This is a genomic window from Acetobacter sp. KSO5 (assembly GCF_044094635.1).
GTDB classification, from domain to species: Bacteria; Pseudomonadota; Alphaproteobacteria; order Acetobacterales; family Acetobacteraceae; genus Acetobacter; species Acetobacter cerevisiae.
Genome location: NZ_CP172014.1, coordinates 438,934 through 458,347 on the forward strand (window position 1 = coordinate 438,934; position 19,414 = coordinate 458,347).

Annotated in this window: 16 protein-coding genes, 1 tRNA gene and 1 pseudogene; 13 read left to right on the forward strand and 5 right to left on the reverse strand. The window is 54.2% G+C overall.

Annotated features, from left to right (window positions below; genetic code table 11):
* The first annotated feature begins 186 nt into the window (after window positions 1-186).
* Entirely contained in the window at window positions 187-2,820 is a 2,634-nt protein-coding gene (locus tag ACHQGU_RS01955) for a M1 family metallopeptidase (protein ID WP_395495683.1), read from the forward strand.
* Window positions 2,821-2,900: 80 nt separating this feature from the next.
* Here the strand turns inward: ACHQGU_RS01955 and ACHQGU_RS01960 are convergent, their stop codons facing one another.
* Genes ACHQGU_RS01960 through ACHQGU_RS01970 form a run of 3 tightly spaced genes read right to left on the reverse strand, consistent with a single transcriptional unit; the run spans window position 2,901 to window position 4,926 of the window.
* On the reverse strand, window positions 2,901-3,830 hold the full coding sequence (locus ACHQGU_RS01960) for a nucleoside hydrolase (RefSeq protein ID WP_215754359.1): 930 nt from the start codon (window positions 3,828-3,830) through the stop codon (window positions 2,901-2,903).
* Window positions 3,831-3,866: 36 nt separating this feature from the next.
* Complete coding sequence (gene cdd / locus ACHQGU_RS01965; protein ID WP_062143620.1) at window positions 3,867-4,301, reverse strand: cytidine deaminase; 435 nt, start codon at window positions 4,299-4,301, stop codon at window positions 3,867-3,869.
* Complete coding sequence (locus ACHQGU_RS01970; RefSeq protein ID WP_395495684.1) at window positions 4,294-4,926, reverse strand: nucleoside 2-deoxyribosyltransferase; 633 nt, start codon at window positions 4,924-4,926, stop codon at window positions 4,294-4,296. Before ACHQGU_RS01970 ends, cdd begins: the two co-directional genes overlap by 8 nt.
* Window positions 4,927-5,119: 193 nt before the next feature.
* On the opposite strand from ACHQGU_RS01970, the gene ACHQGU_RS01975 reads away from it, so the two are divergent.
* On the forward strand, window positions 5,120-5,926 hold the full coding sequence (locus tag ACHQGU_RS01975) for a ribonuclease T2 family protein (RefSeq protein ID WP_395495685.1): 807 nt from the start codon (window positions 5,120-5,122) through the stop codon (window positions 5,924-5,926).
* 92 nt (window positions 5,927-6,018) lie between these two features.
* On the forward strand, window positions 6,019-7,254 hold the full coding sequence (locus tag ACHQGU_RS01980; protein WP_395495686.1) for a NupC/NupG family nucleoside CNT transporter: 1,236 nt from the start codon (window positions 6,019-6,021) through the stop codon (window positions 7,252-7,254).
* A gap of 197 nt (window positions 7,255-7,451) precedes the next feature.
* Here the strand turns inward: ACHQGU_RS01980 and ACHQGU_RS01985 are convergent.
* Window positions 7,452-7,560: transfer RNA gene (locus ACHQGU_RS01985), tRNA-Glu, on the reverse strand.
* A 152-nt stretch (window positions 7,561-7,712) separates the two neighbouring features.
* Between ACHQGU_RS01985 and ACHQGU_RS01990 the strand changes: the two genes are divergently transcribed.
* The 10 genes and pseudogenes from ACHQGU_RS01990 (at window position 7,713) to ACHQGU_RS02035 (ending at window position 18,752) form a co-directional block, all read left to right on the forward strand.
* Entirely contained in the window at window positions 7,713-8,234 is a 522-nt protein-coding gene (locus ACHQGU_RS01990) for a hypothetical protein (RefSeq protein WP_395495687.1), read from the forward strand.
* A 9-nt stretch (window positions 8,235-8,243) separates the two neighbouring features.
* Window positions 8,244-9,708: pseudogene (locus ACHQGU_RS01995) on the forward strand (DUF6880 family protein).
* 104 nt (window positions 9,709-9,812) lie between these two features.
* Window positions 9,813-10,037 carry a type II toxin-antitoxin system VapB family antitoxin gene (vapB, locus tag ACHQGU_RS02000; RefSeq protein ID WP_025829388.1) on the forward strand — a complete coding sequence of 75 codons (225 nt, stop codon included), beginning with the start codon at window positions 9,813-9,815 and terminating at the stop codon, window positions 10,035-10,037.
* Window positions 10,037-10,441 (forward strand): tRNA(fMet)-specific endonuclease VapC, encoded by a 405-nt coding sequence (gene vapC, locus ACHQGU_RS02005; protein WP_395495688.1) that lies wholly within the window; start codon window positions 10,037-10,039, stop codon window positions 10,439-10,441. The genes vapB and vapC overlap by 1 nt, the downstream gene beginning before the upstream one ends.
* A gap of 201 nt (window positions 10,442-10,642) precedes the next feature.
* Window positions 10,643-10,843 (forward strand): type II toxin-antitoxin system CcdA family antitoxin, encoded by a 201-nt coding sequence (locus ACHQGU_RS02010; protein ID WP_395496359.1) that lies wholly within the window; start codon window positions 10,643-10,645, stop codon window positions 10,841-10,843.
* On the forward strand, window positions 10,844-11,149 hold the full coding sequence (locus ACHQGU_RS02015; RefSeq protein WP_395495689.1) for a CcdB family protein: 306 nt from the start codon (window positions 10,844-10,846) through the stop codon (window positions 11,147-11,149).
* Between the two features lie 311 nt (window positions 11,150-11,460).
* Window positions 11,461-13,527 (forward strand): AAA family ATPase, encoded by a 2,067-nt coding sequence (locus ACHQGU_RS02020; protein WP_395495690.1) that lies wholly within the window; start codon window positions 11,461-11,463, stop codon window positions 13,525-13,527.
* A gap of 913 nt (window positions 13,528-14,440) precedes the next feature.
* On the forward strand, window positions 14,441-14,830 hold the full coding sequence (locus ACHQGU_RS02025) for a hypothetical protein (RefSeq protein WP_395495691.1): 390 nt from the start codon (window positions 14,441-14,443) through the stop codon (window positions 14,828-14,830).
* A 70-nt stretch (window positions 14,831-14,900) separates the two neighbouring features.
* The gene (locus ACHQGU_RS02030; protein ID WP_395495692.1) at window positions 14,901-17,231 is read left to right on the forward strand and encodes a TonB-dependent receptor family protein; all 2,331 of its coding nucleotides are present in this window, start codon (window positions 14,901-14,903) and stop codon (window positions 17,229-17,231) included.
* Window positions 17,232-17,399: 168 nt separating this feature from the next.
* Window positions 17,400-18,752, forward strand: coding sequence for a PepSY-associated TM helix domain-containing protein (locus ACHQGU_RS02035; protein ID WP_395495693.1), 1,353 nt, complete (start codon window positions 17,400-17,402; stop codon window positions 18,750-18,752).
* Between the two features lie 2 nt (window positions 18,753-18,754).
* On the opposite strand, the gene ACHQGU_RS02040 is transcribed toward ACHQGU_RS02035, so the two are convergent.
* A complete protein-coding gene (locus ACHQGU_RS02040) occupies window positions 18,755-19,396 on the reverse strand; it encodes an SCO family protein (RefSeq protein WP_395495694.1) in 642 nt (213 codons plus the stop codon).
* Window positions 19,397-19,414: the final 18 nt, after the last annotated feature.

The following is a 19,414-nucleotide window of genomic DNA, read 5'->3' on the forward strand; positions in this document are numbered from 1 at the left end:
CATCGCTCCCATGAGCCAGCGAACCGCCGTTGATTCGCCCTGTGTGCCGTCTCTGCCTTTGGATAAGGCGCCGTGCCACCCCGCCGCCGTTGACGGAATGGTGAATATATTAAGATAGTAGGATCGGAATAATCCGAAGTCAAAATGATTTCGTAAAGATAAACGGATTTTTAGGAGAGGTAGTGCATGCGTAGGCTTCTGACTTTGACAACCCTGCTGGCAGGGCTGCCGCTGGCCGCCCCGGTCTGTGCGGAACAGGTGTTCTCCTTCCAGCGGGCGGCGGGGCAGTTGCCGAAAACTGTTGTGCCTGTCTCTTACGGTATCAATATCTCAACGGATACAGATAACCTTAAACTGACCGGGCAGGAAACCATTCAGGTTGATGTGCGCACGCCTACAGAGGATGTCACACTCAATCAGGCAGGCCTGCATCTGGCCGGGGCTGTTCTGGATAACGGTGTGAAAGCCACCATCACGCAGGACGATACGACCGAGACCGCAACCCTGCATTTTCCGGCAAAGGTCAGCAAAGGCGCGCATACGCTTGTCATCACCTATTCCGGGCCGATCCTGAAGACACCGAACGGCATTTATGTGGATGACTATACAGCCCCGTCTGGCGAGACAAAGCGGATGCTGGTCACACAGTTTGAGGTGGCGGATGCCCGCCGTATGTTCCCCGGCTGGGATGAGCCAGCCTTTAAGGCAACTTTCCAGCTGAATGTGACGCTGCCTAAAGAGGCTGTTGCCGTCAGCAACATGCCGGTGACGCAAAGCACGCCAGAGGGCACGAGCCAGAAGCGCGTCTCTTTTGCCACAACGCCGCGGATGTCCACCTATCTGCTGGCCCTCGTTGCGGGGGATATGAAGTCCGTGCAGGGGCTGGCGGATGGCACGCCGCTGGCGGTCTATGCACCGTCCGGTCTGGAGGGGCAGGGAGAGTATGCCCTGCATGCCTCGGAAAAAATTCTTCCTTATTATAACAGCTATTTTGGCGTGAAATATCCTCTGCCCAAAATGGACATGGTGGCCATTCCCGGTAACTATCAGGCCGGAGCGATGGAAAACTGGGGTTTGCTGACCTATATCGACAACGTCCTGCTGTTTGACCCCAAAAACAGCACACCGCGTACGCGTGAGCTGATTTATGAAGTTGTCGCGCATGAAATGGCGCATCAGTGGTCGGGTGACCTCGTCACCATGGGCTGGTGGGACAATATCTGGCTGAACGAAGGCTTTGCCTCCTGGATGGAGATCAAGGCGACGGACAAGATGAACCCGGACTGGGACATCTGGCCGCGCCAGCATGAAACGCGTGAGGAAACCATGGGCACCGACGCCCTGCCGTCCACGCACCCCATCCAGCAGACCATTCATAATGTGAGTGAAGCCAACTCAGCTTTTGACAGCATCAGTTACGGCAAGGGTGAACTGGTTATCCGCATGCTGGAAGGCTGGCTGGGTGAAGACCATTTCCGTGATGGGATGCGTCTTTACATGAAGTCTCACGCCTATAGCAGCACCACCAGTCAGGATTTGTGGCAGGCACTGTCTAAAACATCAGGTCTGGATGTTGGGCCTGTCGCTCGCAGCTTTACCGAACAGCCGGGTATTCCGCTGGTCAATGTGGCGTCTGCCTGTAAGGCCGGGAAAACAGTTTATACCCTGACACAAAGCCGCTTTACCATTCATGACCCCCATCCGGCGGCCCAGACATGGAGGGTGCCTGTTGTGGCGGGTGGCCCGGGTCTGGCAACGCAAAAGCTGGTTCTGGGTAAAGCACCGCAGACGCTCAGGGTTGCAGGGTGTGATGCGCCGCTCAAGCTGAATCTGGGGGAAAGCGGGTATTATCGTGTGCAGTATAGCGCCCCGGCCTTTGCATCTCTGCTGAAAAACGCAACGCATTTTGCACCGGTGGATAGGGCCAACCTGCTGGGGGACCAGTTTGCCCTGTTCCGTTCCGGGCAGGCGCCGCTTTCCGCTTATATGGATCTGGCAAACAGCCTGCTCTCTGCTCAGGAAAGCGATATTGCTGTTCTTGAGGAAATTATTGGCCGGTTTGAAACGCTGGACCAGTATCTGAAAGGTAGCCCGGACCGCGCAGCCTTCCGCGCCTACGCCCGTAAGCAGCTTGCCCCCGTTCTGGCGCGTCTGGGGTGGGACCAGAAAGTGGGTGAAAACGTGCTGGACACCATGCTGCGTCCGTCCGTTATTTCTGTAATCGGCAGGTTTGAAGATCCGGCAGTGGTGGCGGAAGCAGGGAAGCGCTTTGCCCGCTGGCAGGCTGACCCGGCTTCTTTAAAACCTGATCTGGTGGGTGTTGTGGCGCGTATTGCCATGACGCATGCGGATGAAAAAACCTATAAGGCCATGGCTGAAAAAGTTCGCACCACGCAGGCAACAGAGGTTAAGCTACGTCTGTTCAATGCGCTTGCCGCGGCGACAAATCCGGCTCTGATTGAGAAAAACGTCGCGCTGGCTTACAGCGGTGCTATTCCGAATGGCCGGATTGCCATGGCGCTGGGCCGTGTGGCGGATGAGAGTGAAAACCCGGATCTGGTCTGGCAGCTGGTCAAACAGCATGAGGCAGAGATCAGGACGCATCTCGCTCCCTGGTCTCAGGATGGATTTCTGGCGGCTATTGCTGCCTATTCTGATAATCCGGACGTAGCGCGTGCGCTTGAAGCGGACCCGTCTTCCAGCAAAACGACGGGTGGTAAAATTGCTACTGCAAAAGCACTGAGTGAAATTGGTGCGCGTAAGGAGGCCATGCAGGCGGCTCAGTCCCAGCTGCAGACCTGGCTGGGTGCGCAGCACTAAACGCTGACGCACCGACCGTTCTTGTAACGCTGTCCTCTGCCCATGAAGAGCATTCTTCTGGGCAGAGGTATTTGCGGGCTTTACAGAGCAGACAAACGTTCCACAATCAGGTCGTACACGCCGTCCACGTCAACTTCCCGCATGAACAAGGCATTTTTCTTTTTATCGGTGATGCCCCACCAGTCTACTACGCTCATGCCCAGCGTGAGTGCGCTGTCGGTCTCAATTTCGACATTGACCTGACGGCCACGGTAGAGTTCGGGTTTAAGGAGCCAGAGCACGGTGTTGGGGTCATGCAGCGGGCCGCCGTCCGTACCGTATTTTGTGGCTTCAAAACGTTTTTCAAACCGCAGCCATGCGGCCACAATCGGGCCAATCCGGTTGGGGATCGCTTCAATACGGTCAAGCCGCGCCTTGCTGGTATGGAGCTGATGCGTGACATCCAGCGGGAACACCACAATTTTCACACCGGATTCAAACACCATGCGTGCAGCATGCGGGTCCACATAGATATTGAATTCCCCGGTTGGGGTAATATTTCCAACCTCGGAAAACGCGCAACTCATCATGACAATCTGCCCAATGCGCTCACGCAGGGCAGGCTCTTTGGCTAGTGCCAGGGCGATATTAGTCAGTGGTCCGATTGTGCAAAGTGTGATGGCACCCGGCGGGTTTTCCATCACCGTGCGGATGATAAAATCAACCGCATGGCCGGGCGTTGCCTCACGGCTCGGCGGGGGGAGATCAACCCCTTCAAACCCTGTTTTGCCGTGTACATGCGTTGCCGTCACACCCGGGCGAATGAGGGGGCGATCCGCACCAGCATGAACGGGAATATCCGTCCGTCCTGCAAGATCAAGAGTCTTGAGGGCGTTTTCAGTCGTTTGCGCAACGGGCACGTTCCCGGCAACCGTCGTTACACCCAGAAGTTCAATCTCCGGGCTGGCGAGGGCCAGAAGGATGGTCAGGGCATCATCCTGCCCGGGGTCGGTATCGATAATAATCTTCATGTGGAGTTCCTGCAAAAGTCTGTCTGATAATGCGCGTCAGGCCGGGTTTTCGTCAGCGCCCGTCTCAAGGTTTTCAGGGCCGAAAGAATGGGGCAGGAGGGCATGAAGGTCGTCTTTAAACAACTCCGTGCCGTTTTCATCCACCACCAGAACACAGGTTCTCTGTGTTGCAAATTCACGGATTTTCTGGCGGCACCCACCACACGGCAAACAGGGGGCAGGCCCTTTGCCAGCGACCATAATTGTCGCAATCTTGCGGGACCCGCCTGCGGCCACCATGGCGGAAATCGCCCCGGCTTCCGCACACACGCCTTCCGGGTAGGCAGCATTTTCCACATTACAGCCGGAAAAAACCTGACCGTCTTCTGTGATTAAGGCAGCGCCCACGAGAAAACGAGAATAGGGCGCGTAGGCATTGCTGCGGGCCGCCAGTGCTTTCTGCGTCAGGGTTGCTACGGTTTTCTCATCCATGAGATGCGTCCTTTTTCTCAGCAGCGCCATAAATCAGGCCAGCCAGATCGGAGGCGGCAGCACGGAATGCGCTCAGGATATCATCCGCAATAGCGATGTCGCCGCCCGCCTGCCGGATGAATCCTTCCACCATGGCGTTTTGTAACAGGCCTTCCGAGTGTACGATCATGCTGTCTGCATCCAGCCAGCGCACTCTGGCCCCGTTGTGCGGGCGCTCTTCTGTTAGCGGTGTGTGCCAGGCCTGCTCAAAATAGGTCTGCACTTTTTCATGGTAAAAGCGGCCGTCCACCGTGTAGCCCGCCATAGGCTTGTTCTGGGCGGCCATATAGCCAATTTCCACGGCGGTGCCGGGGTCCATATCCGCAGCGCGGCGAAAGGGATCGATGCAGAAAAGGGCGGCGTCACACTCATCCATCAGGCCGCGATCCAGCCGGGCTATCAGCAGGCTGGTTTCTTTGCCGGGCGGCAGGGCCTCGACCTCATCCTGCCCATCAAAAGGCGAGACACCGTGCAGGCGGACGGCCAGACAGATCTCTTTAAAGGCTTTGAAAAGCTGTTGTGCGTTTTTCCTGAAGACAAGGTCTCCACCAAGGTAAACCTTGGGGTAATCCTGAGTTTCCGTCATAAAGTCTTCCCTGTTCAGATGGTCGTGCTGCTGTTCTGGCTGGCGCAGAGTGTTATACAATTTATGAGAAACAATACGTTTCCATTATAAAAATCATAGACACCGCACACGATGTAAGCAACACTAATAGCTTTGCACATCAGCAGGATAGCGCTTTTTCCTTTCCCCTTTCTGCGCAAGGATCAAATAGATTATGCGGGCAGTACAGTTTCTTTTTTCCGGCATGATGGCTGCCTGTTTTCTGCTGTCCGGGTGTGCTCAGCATCCTTCCGCACCGCCTGCGGGTGGGGCGGGGGATCTCTCGCTCACAGCGCCCCGGCATGGAGATTTTGGGCATTATACCCTTGCCCTCACATGGCAACCGGGCTTCTGCACCGGGCCGGAAGGGAACAGCTGTCGGGCCGATCAACCTCAAACGCCGCTTATCGGGTTGCATGGGCTTTGGGCGTCCCGGCCGTCTGACCTGATAAGGGCGCAGGTGCCCGTGACGACATGGTGGCGCAAAGGGTGCAGTCTGTATGACGGGGATACAGCCTCCGCATCTCCCACACTTTCCGATGGCTTGTCACATCGTCTGTCAGAGGTGGTGGCCCATACACACTCCAGTCTGGTGGCGCATGAATACACCAAGCATGTGCAGTGTTTCGGGATGGAAGGAGAGCAGTTTTTTTCCGTCGCGTCCCGCCTGCGGGATCGGTTTGCAGAGCTTCCCTCAGCACAGCATCTGAATGCCGAGGCTGGCACGCGCGTTACAAAAGCCGAGCTGACCAGCCAGATTGAAGCAGATACCGGCCCTCTGCCGGAACGGGGTGTGCAGTTCCAGTGTAACAAGACGCCGCAGGGGGAGGCCGTTCTCTCTCAGATCTGGTTCACCCTCAAACCCGCTTCTCTGGACACATTCCCAAAAACGGATGCTTTCCTCAGTAGTCCTCAGATGCAGGATAACTGCCCTGCGCAGTTCCTTGTTCCTCAATGGGCTGCTGCGGGTGCGCATCAGTAAAAGCCTGCTGCACGCACGCAAAGCAGGCACGTTTTTTGTCATCATGGGCTCAGGAAGTGTGGAAATGCAGACCTTGAGAGAAGGATCATTCAGTGCATAGTCGTGGATGCCTCGGTATTCTCCTGCTTCTGGGTATTGCGGTCTTGTTTTCAAAAGACCGTAAAAATATCAGCCTCCGCACGGTTCTGAGCTGCCTGCTGGCGCAGATTGCGATTGGTCTGCTTGTCCTGCGTGTGCCTGTGGGGCAGCAGATTTTGTGGTCTCTGTCCGAAGGTGTGACAAAAATTCTCTCCTGCGGAGATGAGGGGGCGCGTTTCCTTTTTGGCGCACTGGCCAGTGACAAGATGGCGACCGTCTTCCCGAATGATGGCTTTGTCTTTGCCTTTAGGGTGCTGCCCTCGCTGGTGTATGTCAGCGCGCTGATTGCCATCCTGTTTCATGTCGGCGTCATGCAGATTTTTGCCCGCACAACAGGAAAGATCCTGCAAAAAATTCTGGGCACCTCGCCGGTTGAATCTTTTGGGGCGGTCATCACCATTTTTATCGGTCAGAGTGAGTTGCCGGTTGCGTTAGGCCCTTATCTGCGGACAATGGCCCCGACGGAACTGTTCAGTGTGCTGTGTAGCGGTGTGGCCTCCGTTTCCGGCGCAACGCTGGTTGGCTATGTCGGGTTAGGGGTGCCGGCTCATTATCTGGTGGCGGCGTCTTTCATGGCCATTCCGGGCGGGATGATGTTTGCAAAGATCCTCGCTCCTCGCGCAGCAGGTAGTGCGGTGGATACGCTGGCCGCCGGGCGCTCCTCCTATAATCAGGCTTTTTTTGAAACCATTACCGAAGGCGCTTTGAAAGGCACCAAAACGGCCGTCGCCGTGGCGGCAACACTGGTGGCCTTTATTGGGCTGATTGCTCTGATCAATAGTGGGTTTCAGGCGGTGGGGCAGGCTATTCACAAGCCTTTTCTCTCGCTGGAATATCTCTTTGGCCTGCTGTTTTCCCCCATAGCCTGGCTGCTGGGGGTGCCTGCGGGGGAATGCACGATTGTTGGCTCTGTGTTGGGGCTGAAGCTCGTTATTAACGAATTTGTCGCTTATCTGCATCTCGGTCCGTCGCTGCAGAATGGAGCGCTTTCCGCCCGCAGTGGAGCGATTGCGACGTTTGCACTCTGCGGCTTTGCCAATTTGAGTTCCATCGGCATTCTTGTTGCCGCCTTTGGGAGCCAGTGCCCCGAGCGCCGCGCAGAACTGGCCCAGATCAGCGCCCGTGCGGTGCTGGCAGGGATGCTTTCCAATTTTATGAGTGCTGCGATTGCCGGGATTATTCTTGCGTAAGGTGGCACACGCCGTTTTCTGAAAAAAACGGGAGCGGCAAACGCTGAGAAACTCAGAGAAATTAAGGCTTTTTGCGCATCAGGCGAAAGGCCTGAGCAAAAAGCGTGCGGCTTTTCGGTCCATTTTCATGGATCTAAAATCGTCGCGTTAATTTTGGAATTTTTAGTAAACTAGCCAGTGTATCTTCAGAGAAGATATGGCGTCCCGTACGGGATTCGAACCCGTGTTGCCGCCGTGAAAGGGCAGGGACAAATAGGCAATTTCAGGCAGATGGGCGCAATTATGCACAACTTCTGGCAACACCAAAACGGCAGAAAACAGCTCCGCGCAACTGTTTAAAGGTCCCACTGGACCACAACGGTTTTCCTGCACTTAGCGTCCGCTTCATGCCTTGGTCGACAGGGCCGCCATCATCTGCTGCGCACAAAATAGACCATAAATTTGAAGGAAACAGGATCATGTATGAAAACCGCGAAATGCGCGAAGAGATTCGGGCCGGAATGAAAGGCCGCATCCGTTTTAACGCCGGCACGGATGCGATCGAAGTCATCGTAGGGGAAGATCATGAAGTGCCCAGATGGCAACCGATCAACCGGCACACGATGGTTCAATACCTGCCTCCACTGGTCATAGAACGTCTATGGGACATGTTCGCCGATGCTGCCGGGAGCGCCTATTATGCCGATGATCGTCTGGCGGGCGTAAAATTTCTTGGCGTGCATCGGGTCGCAGAGTTCATTGAGCAGGAAGGATGCTTCCAGATAGAGGAAGACAATGTGCCACCGCTTTCCCTCCCTTCGCAGAAGGCTGTCAGTGTTGAGAGCTTTCTGTCCGGGAAAATGAAAACGACACTGGCAGAAATCGCAAAGAATGTGATTGACCCTCCCTCAGAAAAAGATCTTGCAGAAATCCTCAAAAATGCAGGATGGGAGTCACGAAGGACCGCCACCGGGCGCTTCTGGGTGAAAACCAGGGGGTGAATAGCCGACATCGGATACGCCCGTCCGGCTTGGAGGGGCGTACCCGTTGAGAAGCCCATCCCTCGTAGGTTCCGTGCCTCAGCGAAAGTCGGCACGACTGTCACGAAGGATAATTTGAAGGCGCTTGGTGCGGACCGACTTGCGGACCTGCTTGTCGAACTGGCAGGGCAGGACACCGCAATGACCCGCAAGCTTCGCATGGCGCTGACAGCGGTTCACGCGAAGGACAAACTCAGTAAGGAGATCGAAAAGAGGCTGCGCACGATCCAGCGTTCCCGTGGGTTCCTGCCATGGGACCGGATCAAACCTCTCGCAGCCGAACTCGATACGCTGCGGCAATCCATTGTTGACGACGTTGCTACCGCCGATGTCGGGCAGGCTATTTCAGCCCTGCGGCTGCTCGTGGAGATTGCCCCATCCGTCTACGAGTGCTCGGACGACAGTTCCGGATACCTGTCGGACGTCTTCCTGGAGGCCGCTTCTGATCTCGGCGTTCTCTGGGGGCGACAGGCAAACCGGGATCCCGCAATCGTTGTCACAGACCTTCTCGCGCTTCTCGATCATGACGGGTATGGTACCTGCGATCGTCTGCTCGCCGCATGCGGCGCGGCATTGAGCGAGGCGGGCGCAGCCATGCTCAGAACTATCCTTCTGGCACGACTGCATGACCTTCCTGCGTCAAAGGGGAATAGAGATTATCATATCGACATCGCGCGTATGCAGGTGATCAGGCACCTGTGGGATCTGGCCGATGCCATGGGTGACGTCGATGCGTATAGTGAGGCTGTCAGCCTGAGTGACCGCCAGTATGCCTATACCGGCGACGTCGCACGCCGCTTGCTGGACAAGGGGCGCGCCCGGGAGGCACTTGACTGGCTCGACCGGGAAACTGAGGAGGATTCCCGCTTTTACAAGGAAAACGACGATCTGCGGATTGAAGGCATACGAGGCCGTTGGAGACAGAGACAAAGCCCAGGCCCTGCGATGGAACGTCTTTCGGGAACGCCTGAGCCTGCCGCACTGGAAAGCCTATCAGCGTCATCTCAGCGATTATGATGCGATCGACGCCGAAGAGCAGGCGCTCGATCACACCTGGAATTTCCCGAATAGAAGCGCGGCCCTGTCTACTCTACTGGAGTGGCCCGCGCTCGACGAAGCTGCCCGTCTCGTACGGCATCATACAGCGGAACTGGACGGACGGGATTACGAGACGCTGCGTCCGGCAGCGGAACGTCTATCTGAATCTTATCCCACTGAGGCAACCCTGCTTTATCGCCTGCTGGTCGAGGCTGTGCTGGAGAGGGCGCTTTCCCGTTACTACGCCTATGCTGCGAAAGATCTTGCGTGCTGTTGCCTGCTTGCACCCATGTTGACCATGGCAGAGGGCCTGGAATCCCACGAAACCTTCATGACCCGTCTGAAAGCTGCACATAAGCGCAAACTGGGATTCTGGTCATTGATCGCTGTGCCCTGAGAGCAGGCTTGGGGGAAAATGGTCTTGCCAGTATGGCGAGCGAATTCCATTGCTACCCGGCAAGAGTTTGGATATACTATCAGTATATCCAAATGGAGGTTAAGATGCTCACCCGCACGACGCTCTTTCTGTCCAATCGCTCCCAGGCCGTGCGTCTTCCCAAAGCGGTTGCGTTTGACGTCAGCCTGAAAGACGTCGTGATCATCCCGGACGGTGCGCGTCGCATAATCGCGCCTGCGAATGCCGCTTGGGACGATTTCTTTGCCGCTCCGGGCACTCCACTGCCTGAGCGCGATCAGCCGAGGATGCAGGAACGCGAAAGCTTCTGATGCTTCGTTATCTTCTGGATACAAATTTTTGCATCCGCGTCCTGCGCGATCGTCCGCAAGGCTTGCGTGAGCGTTTCAATGATAACGCCGAGGCGCTCTGCATCTCGGATGTCGTGCTTTATGAACTGCTCTACGGAGCCGAAAAATCTCACGATCCGGTAAAGACGCGGCGTGAGGTCGAACATTTTGCCGCGCGTCTGTCTGTTTTACCGTTTGATGATGACGCCGCAGCCCATACAGCGGAAATCAGGGCAGATCTGGAAACGCGTGGCTGTGTCATCGGCCCATACGATTTGATGATTGCCGGGCACGCTCGAAGCAGGGGGCTTGTCGTTGTGACCGGAAATCTACGAGAATTTACGAGGGTAGATGGGTTGCGATCTGAGGATTGGGCGGCCGGTTAAGGGATAAGTGGAGCTTCTGCTTCTGCCTCATGTCAGACGTAACAGGAATTGCTGGAGTTTTCTGAAAGCAGGCATATAGCGAGATGATAATATGCACATGGAAATGCGCATAAACATGTGCTATGTTTCAGTTCTCATGTAAATAGGATCAAAGCCATGGTTCGTGTGCACTCCACCAGCCCGTCACGTCGTCCCACTAATGTGACGTTACCTGCTCAGTTACTCGAAGAAGCCAGATCGCTTGATCTCAACATATCGCAGGCCTGCGAACAGGGGTTGAAGTTAGCGATTGCTTCGGTTCGTGCTCAACAATGGCTCGCAGAAAATCGCTCCTCCCTTGAAGCATCCCGACAGTATGTCGAAAAGAATGGTCTTCCTCTGGCGGATTATCGGAACTTCTGAATGGCCCGTTTTGATGTGTATTGTTTGGCCGGACGAGGGGAAGCGCGTTTCGTTTTAGATGTGCAGGCAGACCTGCTGGACGAGTTGGGCACCCGCATCGTGGTGCCTCTTTTGTCACAGAAAGTGGCACCCAAACCGGCAAAGAGACTGAATCCGGTTGTTGTAGTCGATGACCAGTCGTTCGTTATGATGACACAGTTTATGGCTGCTGTATCTGACCGTGATCTGAAAAAAGTCGTGACGTCATTGTCTCTTTATCAGGATGAAATCACTCAGGCTATTGATCTGCTTTTAACTGGTTTCTGAGAAACGGCTTTAGTCGGCTTCCGCCCTCATTCTGAACAGACAGCGGTACAGATCGTTTTCCGCAAAGCGGACACGACAAATGCGAGCGTGTGTTGCAACACCTCCACCGATCGCAAACAGGCATGCAGACACGGTTTTCCATCGTGATCTTTACGCCCGGTTAAGCAAGAGTAATTTGAGCCGGCGTCCGATCGCCGAAGGCAAAGTTCTCACACATAATACCAGTATGGGTAATTCTAAGGGTATGCTATTTTCCGCTCACATCTATCAGCGTTTTCGGTGAGGGTTCAATGCGCCTAACGGGTTTCAGAGTGACGAATTTTCGCTCAGTTGTGGATAGCGGATGGATTACGGCATCGGCGGTAAACGCGCTGATCGGAGTCAATGAATCAGGTAAATCGAACCTTTTACTGCCGTTATGGAAGTTAAACCCCGCGCGTGACGGTGACATCCAGCCGACTTCCGACTACCCGAAGACGCAGTATGCCTCCATCAAAGATGATCCTACGTCTGTAGTCTTTATTGAAGCAGAATTCCTGGCCGAAAAGCTCGGGGCAGAGATCGCCGAGTTGACAGGGCGCCCCGTAACCGAGATGGAACGTTGCCGGGTCACGCGTTCGTTCTCCGGTGACTACTGTGTCTCATTCCCTGATTGCAAGGTAGTCCGCACGTCCGAGCCTTCAGCGCTGCGAAGCACACTCGAAAATGCCCGCAGGGAACTCGACGGAATGGCTGGTAGAAGAAACGAGGTTGCATTTAAAGCCGCGCTTCTTCGAGCGATCGACGACGCCATAGCTACGCTGGAGACAAAAGATCATGTCACTTTCGAGGCCGTCTCAGAGGTGTCTGACCAAATAATTAACGCATTATCTACATTTAGTGACCACGGCGGATCGCTGCGGCAACGTTATACTGAGCTAATTGAAGAAGTAGAGGAGATGAAGGCCGGTCTGGATTCAACCCCGCCCGAGGACGTTGACGGCGTGAGCGACCTAATCATCAGAGGCATGCCGAAGTTCGTCTACTATTCGAATTACGGCAATCTTGATTCAGAAATCTACCTGCCGCATGTTGTGGAAAACTTGGGCAGCAGGAAGCTCGGATCTAGAGAGGAAGCCCGAGCACGCACATTGCGGACGCTGTTTAGCTTCGTAAGACTCAAGCCGGAAGAAATTCTTGAGCTTGGCCAAGAGGTCGAGATGACGGGGAAGGCGACGACAGACGAGGCAGAGATAGCACGGGTCGCCACACGAAAGCGCGAGAGGACAATCTTGTTGCACTCCGCCGGGGCGGACCTTACCCGCAAGTTTGCGCAATGGTGGAAGCAGGGCGATTACGTTTTCGACTTTCAGGCGGATGGTGACCATTTTCGGATATGGGTAAGCGACAGCCGACGTCCGGCCAAAGTAGAACTCGAAGACCGAAGCACTGGCTTACAGTGGTTCCTTTGCTTCTATTTGGTCTTCTTGGTCGAGAGTGAAGGCGCTCACAGCGGAGCTGTGCTTCTGCTCGACGAACCAGGCCTTTCCTTACATCCGTTAGCACAGCGCGATCTCTTCAAGTTCTTCGAAGGGCTTTCGGCCACTAACCAGATATTTTACACGACGCATTCACCGTTTCTTGTCGATGCCGACATGCTTGATCAGGTCAGGAAGGTGTATGTTGCGGAGGACGGTTCCACAAAGGCATCGGCGGATTTGCGACGAGGCAATGCGGACCCACGCGGGGCTGGTGCTGCCTACGCCATTCACTCTGCTCTAAATATGAGCGTTTCTGAAAGCCTACTCCTAGGCTGCCTTCCTGTGATTGTAGAGGGTCCCTCGGACCAGCATTACTTAACCGCCATCAAACTCCTTCTGATCAGTCAGAAGCGGATCACGCCTCGGCGAGACATTGTATTCCCACCTTCACATGGTGCAGCAAACGCTAGGGCGATCTCAAGCATACTGGCCGGCCGAGATGAGGATGTCCCATTGGTATTGCTCGACGGTGACGCTGCGGGGCGGAAAGCTGCCCGCGAACTGCAGAACGGTGCGTATCAGTCGAGCAAGGAACGGGTTCTCTCGACGGATACTTATTCTGAGATTGACGGCTCGGAAGTTGAGGATCTCTTTCCAGCAGCTTTCGTCGCAAACGCGTTAGACCGGATGTATCGCGGACGCACGAGTGATTTTGCTGACGTCCTACGCCCGGGCGAGCCAATCGTACCACAGATGGAAGCTTGGGCTAAGGAACAAGGAATAAAGCTTGATCCCGGCTGGAAAGTAGAGCTGTCGAAGTTGGTCAAGAGCAGATCGCTCGTCGCCCAGCCGGATACTTTCGATGAGGCTTGCCTAGCGCGATGGGAGAAACTGTTTGTGAATCTATTCGGGAACTAGAGAGCGATAGTGAACAGCGGAAGTAAAAAGGAGGCCTCAGCTTTTGACATATCTCGTGCAAAAGCGGGCCTTCCCATTGCGCTTTCATGTCGGTCACAAACGAACCTGTTCATAAATTCCGAACAACGGACTATTTTTAATGTAAGACGGTATCTTGAAAAAGAAAAATACATGCTTAGTTTGGCAAGGTTGAAAAGTCGTAGGATACTACTATTGCAAAATTGAAAACAGATTTTTATAATTGAGTGATGCCTAATATTTTCTCTGACCCAGATGATTTTTCCGACAGCATAAAGTCCTTTTCTTCGTATTCTGTCGCGATAGATTACTCGTTTAAGATACTAGAACGCACTGCTCTTTTAGTTCCTATATTTGCATTTTGGCAGAAAGGGCATAATTATTTTTTTCTTTTAATAGGAATTATTTTCGCGTCTCTTCTTATTTTAGATCTTTGGATTAAATTTTTTTGTAAAACGATCAATTACCCACATGCTCATATGAAAGGTTTTTTCTTCTCTAGATTTGGAAGAATTGCCCAATTTTTAATTTTGAGCGTTTCAGCTATTGCAATCATGTATTTTGGTTCTCGTTTTCTTGCTCTTTTTATTCAGTTACAAATAAGAAGCTGAATATCATGCATCGCGCTCTTGTTGGACGTAAAAAATCCACTTAATCGCGATAAAAGTGCAGAAGTTAATGATGAATCTGCCAATCAAGCAGAAGCTCCGTCAACCACGCGGACAGATCCAGACATTCCGCTTACGCCCTCTTGTCGGTCGTTCAGGGGCCAATTTACGTTTTCCGAAAGCAGACATGCACTACTGCTCAAAGACCAGGGATGTGGTCATCGAAATTCAGGATAGGCCCTCGATATGGACTGGTTAACAGAAAGAACCTGATGTAACGCTGACGCATGACTCCACGTGTTCACAGTTCAACTTACCTGCTGGCCTTCTGGCCTCTCGTATTGCTTGCACTGATTGCACGCCTGACATTTGGCGGAATTGCTTCTCCTGCTGCACTGATCGACGATCCCCTCAAAACTCTTACAAAGCTGAGTATTCTTTGCGACGATCAGAGTACATTGCCTGAGCCAGACGGACAGCACCATCGCTCAACCGCCCCCGATGATGACGGCTTTCTTCTGTCTGAGGCATTTGATCTGCTTATTGTAAGCATCGTTTTCTGCCTTTTTGTGGGACTGTGTGTTGCTGGCATTCGCCAGGCATGGATGTTCACATCCATCCGGGGCCCGCCAACACCGAAACGGACTTCTCTCTGTCCTCAGGGACCTCCTGCCTGACCTGAATTGAAAGAGTCGCTCACCTGCCATGCAGGTGAGCTTTTTGTGCTATCTTTTCAGGTTTCCTCACATGTTTCGTACTGCTTATTTTTCACTCCCGTCTTACGGGATACTGACGGCTGCCGCCATTTTCTCGGCTACCACTGCGCACGCTGCCGTCGGTGCGGGTAAGCCCCGTCCTCCTTTGAGCCTGCGTGCTCTTCCTGTGTCCAGAACCCAAAAAACTCCCGTCAAAACCGAACAGATTCTTGTAACGGGATTAAGCCGGTCTTCTGCTCTTACACGTCCTGCAGGCCAGACGACATATAGCTCGGACAGGCGTGATTTCGCGAACCAGATTGGCCAGAGCGTTGCGGATATGGTGGTGACCATTCCCGGCGTCAGTTTCACTCAGGGGAACGGTCCCCGTGATACGGTGGTATCCGTCCGGGGATCGGGAGACCGTCAATCCTATGGCCTTAAGAATCTGCAGGTGCTCGAAGACGGGTTTCCCATGACCCAGCCCGACGGGACTGCCCGGGCCGATCTGATCGACCCCCATGCCTATCAGGGGGTTGATGTTTTCGAAGGGCCGGCCTCCACCCTTTATGGCAATTACGCCATTAACGGCGCGATCAATTTCCACACCCGAAAGGGAGAGGATATCCACGGGCTGGAACTGGGCTCCGATTTCGGCAGCTTCGGAATGTTCAATAACTATGCAACCCTCGGCTTTGGCAACAGCCACTACGATCTGATGGTCTTCGGCAGCGATGTGCGCGGAAACGGCTTCATTCCCAACAGCCCTTATAATACCTCGACAGAAAATGTGCGGCTTCGCGTCAATCTGACGTCGTCCGACCGGCTTATTCTGAAATTCGTCAACAACGTCACCGATGCTTTCCTGCCGGTAAGGCTGTCACTCAACCAGTATCGCGCCAATCCTTATCAGCAGGGCTGTTACAATGCGTCCAGCGATGCAGCCGGTTGTGCGTCTGTCAATCTGCTGGTTAATGGCCGCTATGGCGCGAAGGTCGCCATGAGCCCTGAAGCCGCCGGTCTCGGGCGGTTTGATCGGCGGACGGTGGTTGGCCTGCGCTGGGAGCATGATTTCAACAGTCGCACAACGTGGCGCAACCAGTTCACCTACGATCAGCGTCATATCGATCAGCCGACCTCTCCCACGGCGTATGTCGGTCCGTATAATTCCTATAATGTGAGCAGTGACATCACCAGCCATGCCCAACTCGCTGGCAGAACGTTGGAAACGTTTGCTGGCGTCAGTTTTGATTATCTCGATTTTGGTTCCCAGACCTACAACATCATGCCTCTTGGCGGTGCAACACGAGGGGCCATGAGTTCCGAAAGCTATGGGCACCAATGGAATCTTGGCGCGCGCTTTCAGGAAGACTGGCATTTCGCACCTGACTGGCACATCGTGGTGGGGCTTGGCGGCACGTATTCCGATATTGGCGCAGCCGAAGCGCTTTATGGCTATTCCGCTACCGCAAACACCCGGCGCGCTATCACGGCCAACCGTTTCTATTTCAACCTCGCTCCGGAGGGAGCGCTGATTTATACACCATCAAAAGACTGGACGCTGCATACCCGGGTCGGCACGGCTTACGGCACGCCATCATCTTCCAATCTTTTCATTACCCCACAGGGAGAATACGGGAACAACACACAACTGAAAAGCCAGACAAGTGTCGGCATTGATCTGGGCGCTGACTGGCATCCCTCTTCCACGATCAGCATTCAGGCAACGGGTTTTTACGAGTTTTATAAAAATGAACTGGTCAGCCAGTCTGCCGGCGTCAACACCGTTGGCTCCTACACCTTCAACGCACCTGCGTCCGAACATCGTGGTGTTGTTCTGGGTGTGGAGTGGAAGCCGTTGCCGAAACGGCTTCCGGGCGGTCGGATCAAACTGAGCTATACGTACGATAATCAGGTTTACACTAATTACAGCGAGGTTCTTTCCAATAGCACGCTTTCACGCAGCTTCAGCCGTAAGGGGCATTATATTCCCGGGGTCATTCCCAATTTCCTCAATGCCCGCTTTCTTTACGACCAGCCTGACGGTCCTCTGGAGGGACTGGGCGGATACGCGGAAGTCACGTGGCGGGATTCCTACTGGCTGGATAACGCCAATCGCCTGAAAGCCCCGGGTTACGCGCTGCTTAATCTTGAAATGCATTATGATCCCCCCGCCCGGTTCGGCTGGGCGCATCGTCTGCACTGGTATTTCGAGGTGCAGAACGTCGCCAACCAGACCTATATCGCGGGTGCCACAAACATCAGCGATAGCCTGCAGGCAAATGGACACCAGGCCGGTGCTGCTACACTCATGAACAACACAGGCTCCATCTACGCAGGTTCACCCCGCGCCTATTTTGGCGGCGTGCGGATCAGGTTCTAAGAGCCCTTTTGGAAATTCATTATCCAACGCTGAACCGGCCTCACGGAGCACATACATGACGCTCTGAAATGCCGGTTTTTGGCCATTCTCCTCTTGATGCAGAGAACTGCTTCCATACTCATTTCGAGACTCTAAGCCATTTCCAAAAGGGTTCTAAGGAATATTGTGATGACCACACATACTGCCACTCTCTGGCCTGATCGTCGCACGCTCTGGCGCTGGCATTTCTTCGCAGGGCTGTTCTGCCTGCCTTTTGTGGCTTTTCTCTCTCTGACCGGAGCGGTTTATCTCTTCAAACCCCAGATTGATGACTGGATTGACTGGCCATATGACCATCTGCCCACAGCCGTGTCATCCTCTCCCACGCGCGACGTTCAGACAGCCTTGTCTGCAGTGCCGCAGGGGGCTTTTCTGGCTTATGAACTTCCCCGGACGTCGCAGAGTGCTGCGCGTGTCCTTGTCAGCAGGCCGGACGGGGAAGCCGTGCGGGTCTATGTGGACAGGAACACCCATACCGTTCTGAAAACTGTTCTGGAAGAAAGCAGATTTGAGCGGCTGGTTTTTCGGCTGCACGGTCAGTTGCTGTTAGGCAATGTGGGTTCTGTCATTATGGAAATGGTTGCATCATGGACCATTGTGCTCATCGTGACAGGCCTGCTGCTCTGGTGGCCACGCCATCAGTGCGGACTGGCTGGCGTTGTCTATCCACGCCTTGGAACAAAGGGACGAACACGCTGGCGGGATCTGCATGCTGTCACCGGAGTGTGGACGTCAGTGTTTCTGGTGCTGTTTCTGGTATCCGGTCTTCCGTGGTCCTTCGTCTGGGGACATGCCCTGCAATCGGTCGAAAACACGGTTGGCCGCCTGACCTCTGTCAAGGACTGGGAAATTGGCGCGGTTCCAGCCGCCACGGTCATTGCCGGACACCCGGTCGGGCAATCACAGAAGCAGCCCGTAACAGGCGGCATGGATATGCCCGGTATGGACAGGCCTGCCGTCACCACCTCTTTTCCTGACGGAGACTTCGTAAGCAGTCTGGATACTGTCGTACAGACTGCGAGCACTCTCTCCCTGCCTGCTCCGGTCATCATTACGCCGTCTGGTTCCATGTGGACTGTACGTTCCGACACGCAAAACCGACCTTTGCGGGAAAGTGTGACGGTGACACCCAACGGCCATGTGATGACACAGGCAACCTTCGCCGGAAAAGGCCTTGTGGATCGGATCATTGGCTACAGCGTTGCGGTGCATGAGGGCCAGCTCTTTGGCGGGATGAATCAGGCTATCAATCTTGTAGTGACAATGGGTTTACTGATGATGAGTAGTGCGGCAACAGTATTGTGGTTTAAACGCAAGCCTGCGGGCTCCTTGGGTGCTCCGCCCGCCTTGCGCTCTCAGAAATATGGGGTTGTCGGTATTGCAACCCTCATCATTCTGGGGCTGCTTCTGCCAGAACTGGGGGCCGCATTACTTGTTCTGGCTCTCGCAAACCGAATGTTTGCGAAATTACGACTGACCTGACATCAGGAGGATGGTAAAAGCCGTCTGAGTTCGCTTGCAATCTGAGTGGCACTGGCATCGACGGGAATCATGTCAACCAGATGGTTTTGTCCATCCATGAGATAAAGAAGCGAACTATGATCGACGAGATAGCCTGAACCATTGGGGGCATGACGCCGTGCCGAGACATGAAATGCCTTCATAACCGGCTGAAGCTGCATTTCGGATCCAGTCAGACCGACAATACGAGGGGAGAAACGCTCAACATACTCCTGTAAAATTTTAGGGGTATCACGTTCGGGATCAACTGAAATAAACACGGGAATAATGCTTTGTCCCTGCTTGCCAAGCTCATCAAGAGCGGCTGATACAGTCGCAAGCGTCAACGGGCAGACGTCCACACAGTACGTATAGCCAAAATACAGAAGCGTATAACGCCCCTTAAAAGCCGCCTGAGTGACCGTCTTCCCCTGACCATTAACCAGAGTGTAAGGCCCGCCAATCTGTGTATGCTGCTGCGACGTCAGAAATATCCTCAGTCCCGCAGCACCAGAAAACAGAAGCAAGACGATGCCAAGCAGAGGAAATATCTTTTTCCACTCCTGCCGTCTGGGAAGGGACGCTCGCTCGGTTGATGCAATTTTTATGGGCTTCTTACGATTCATCGTACCATCATAGCAAAC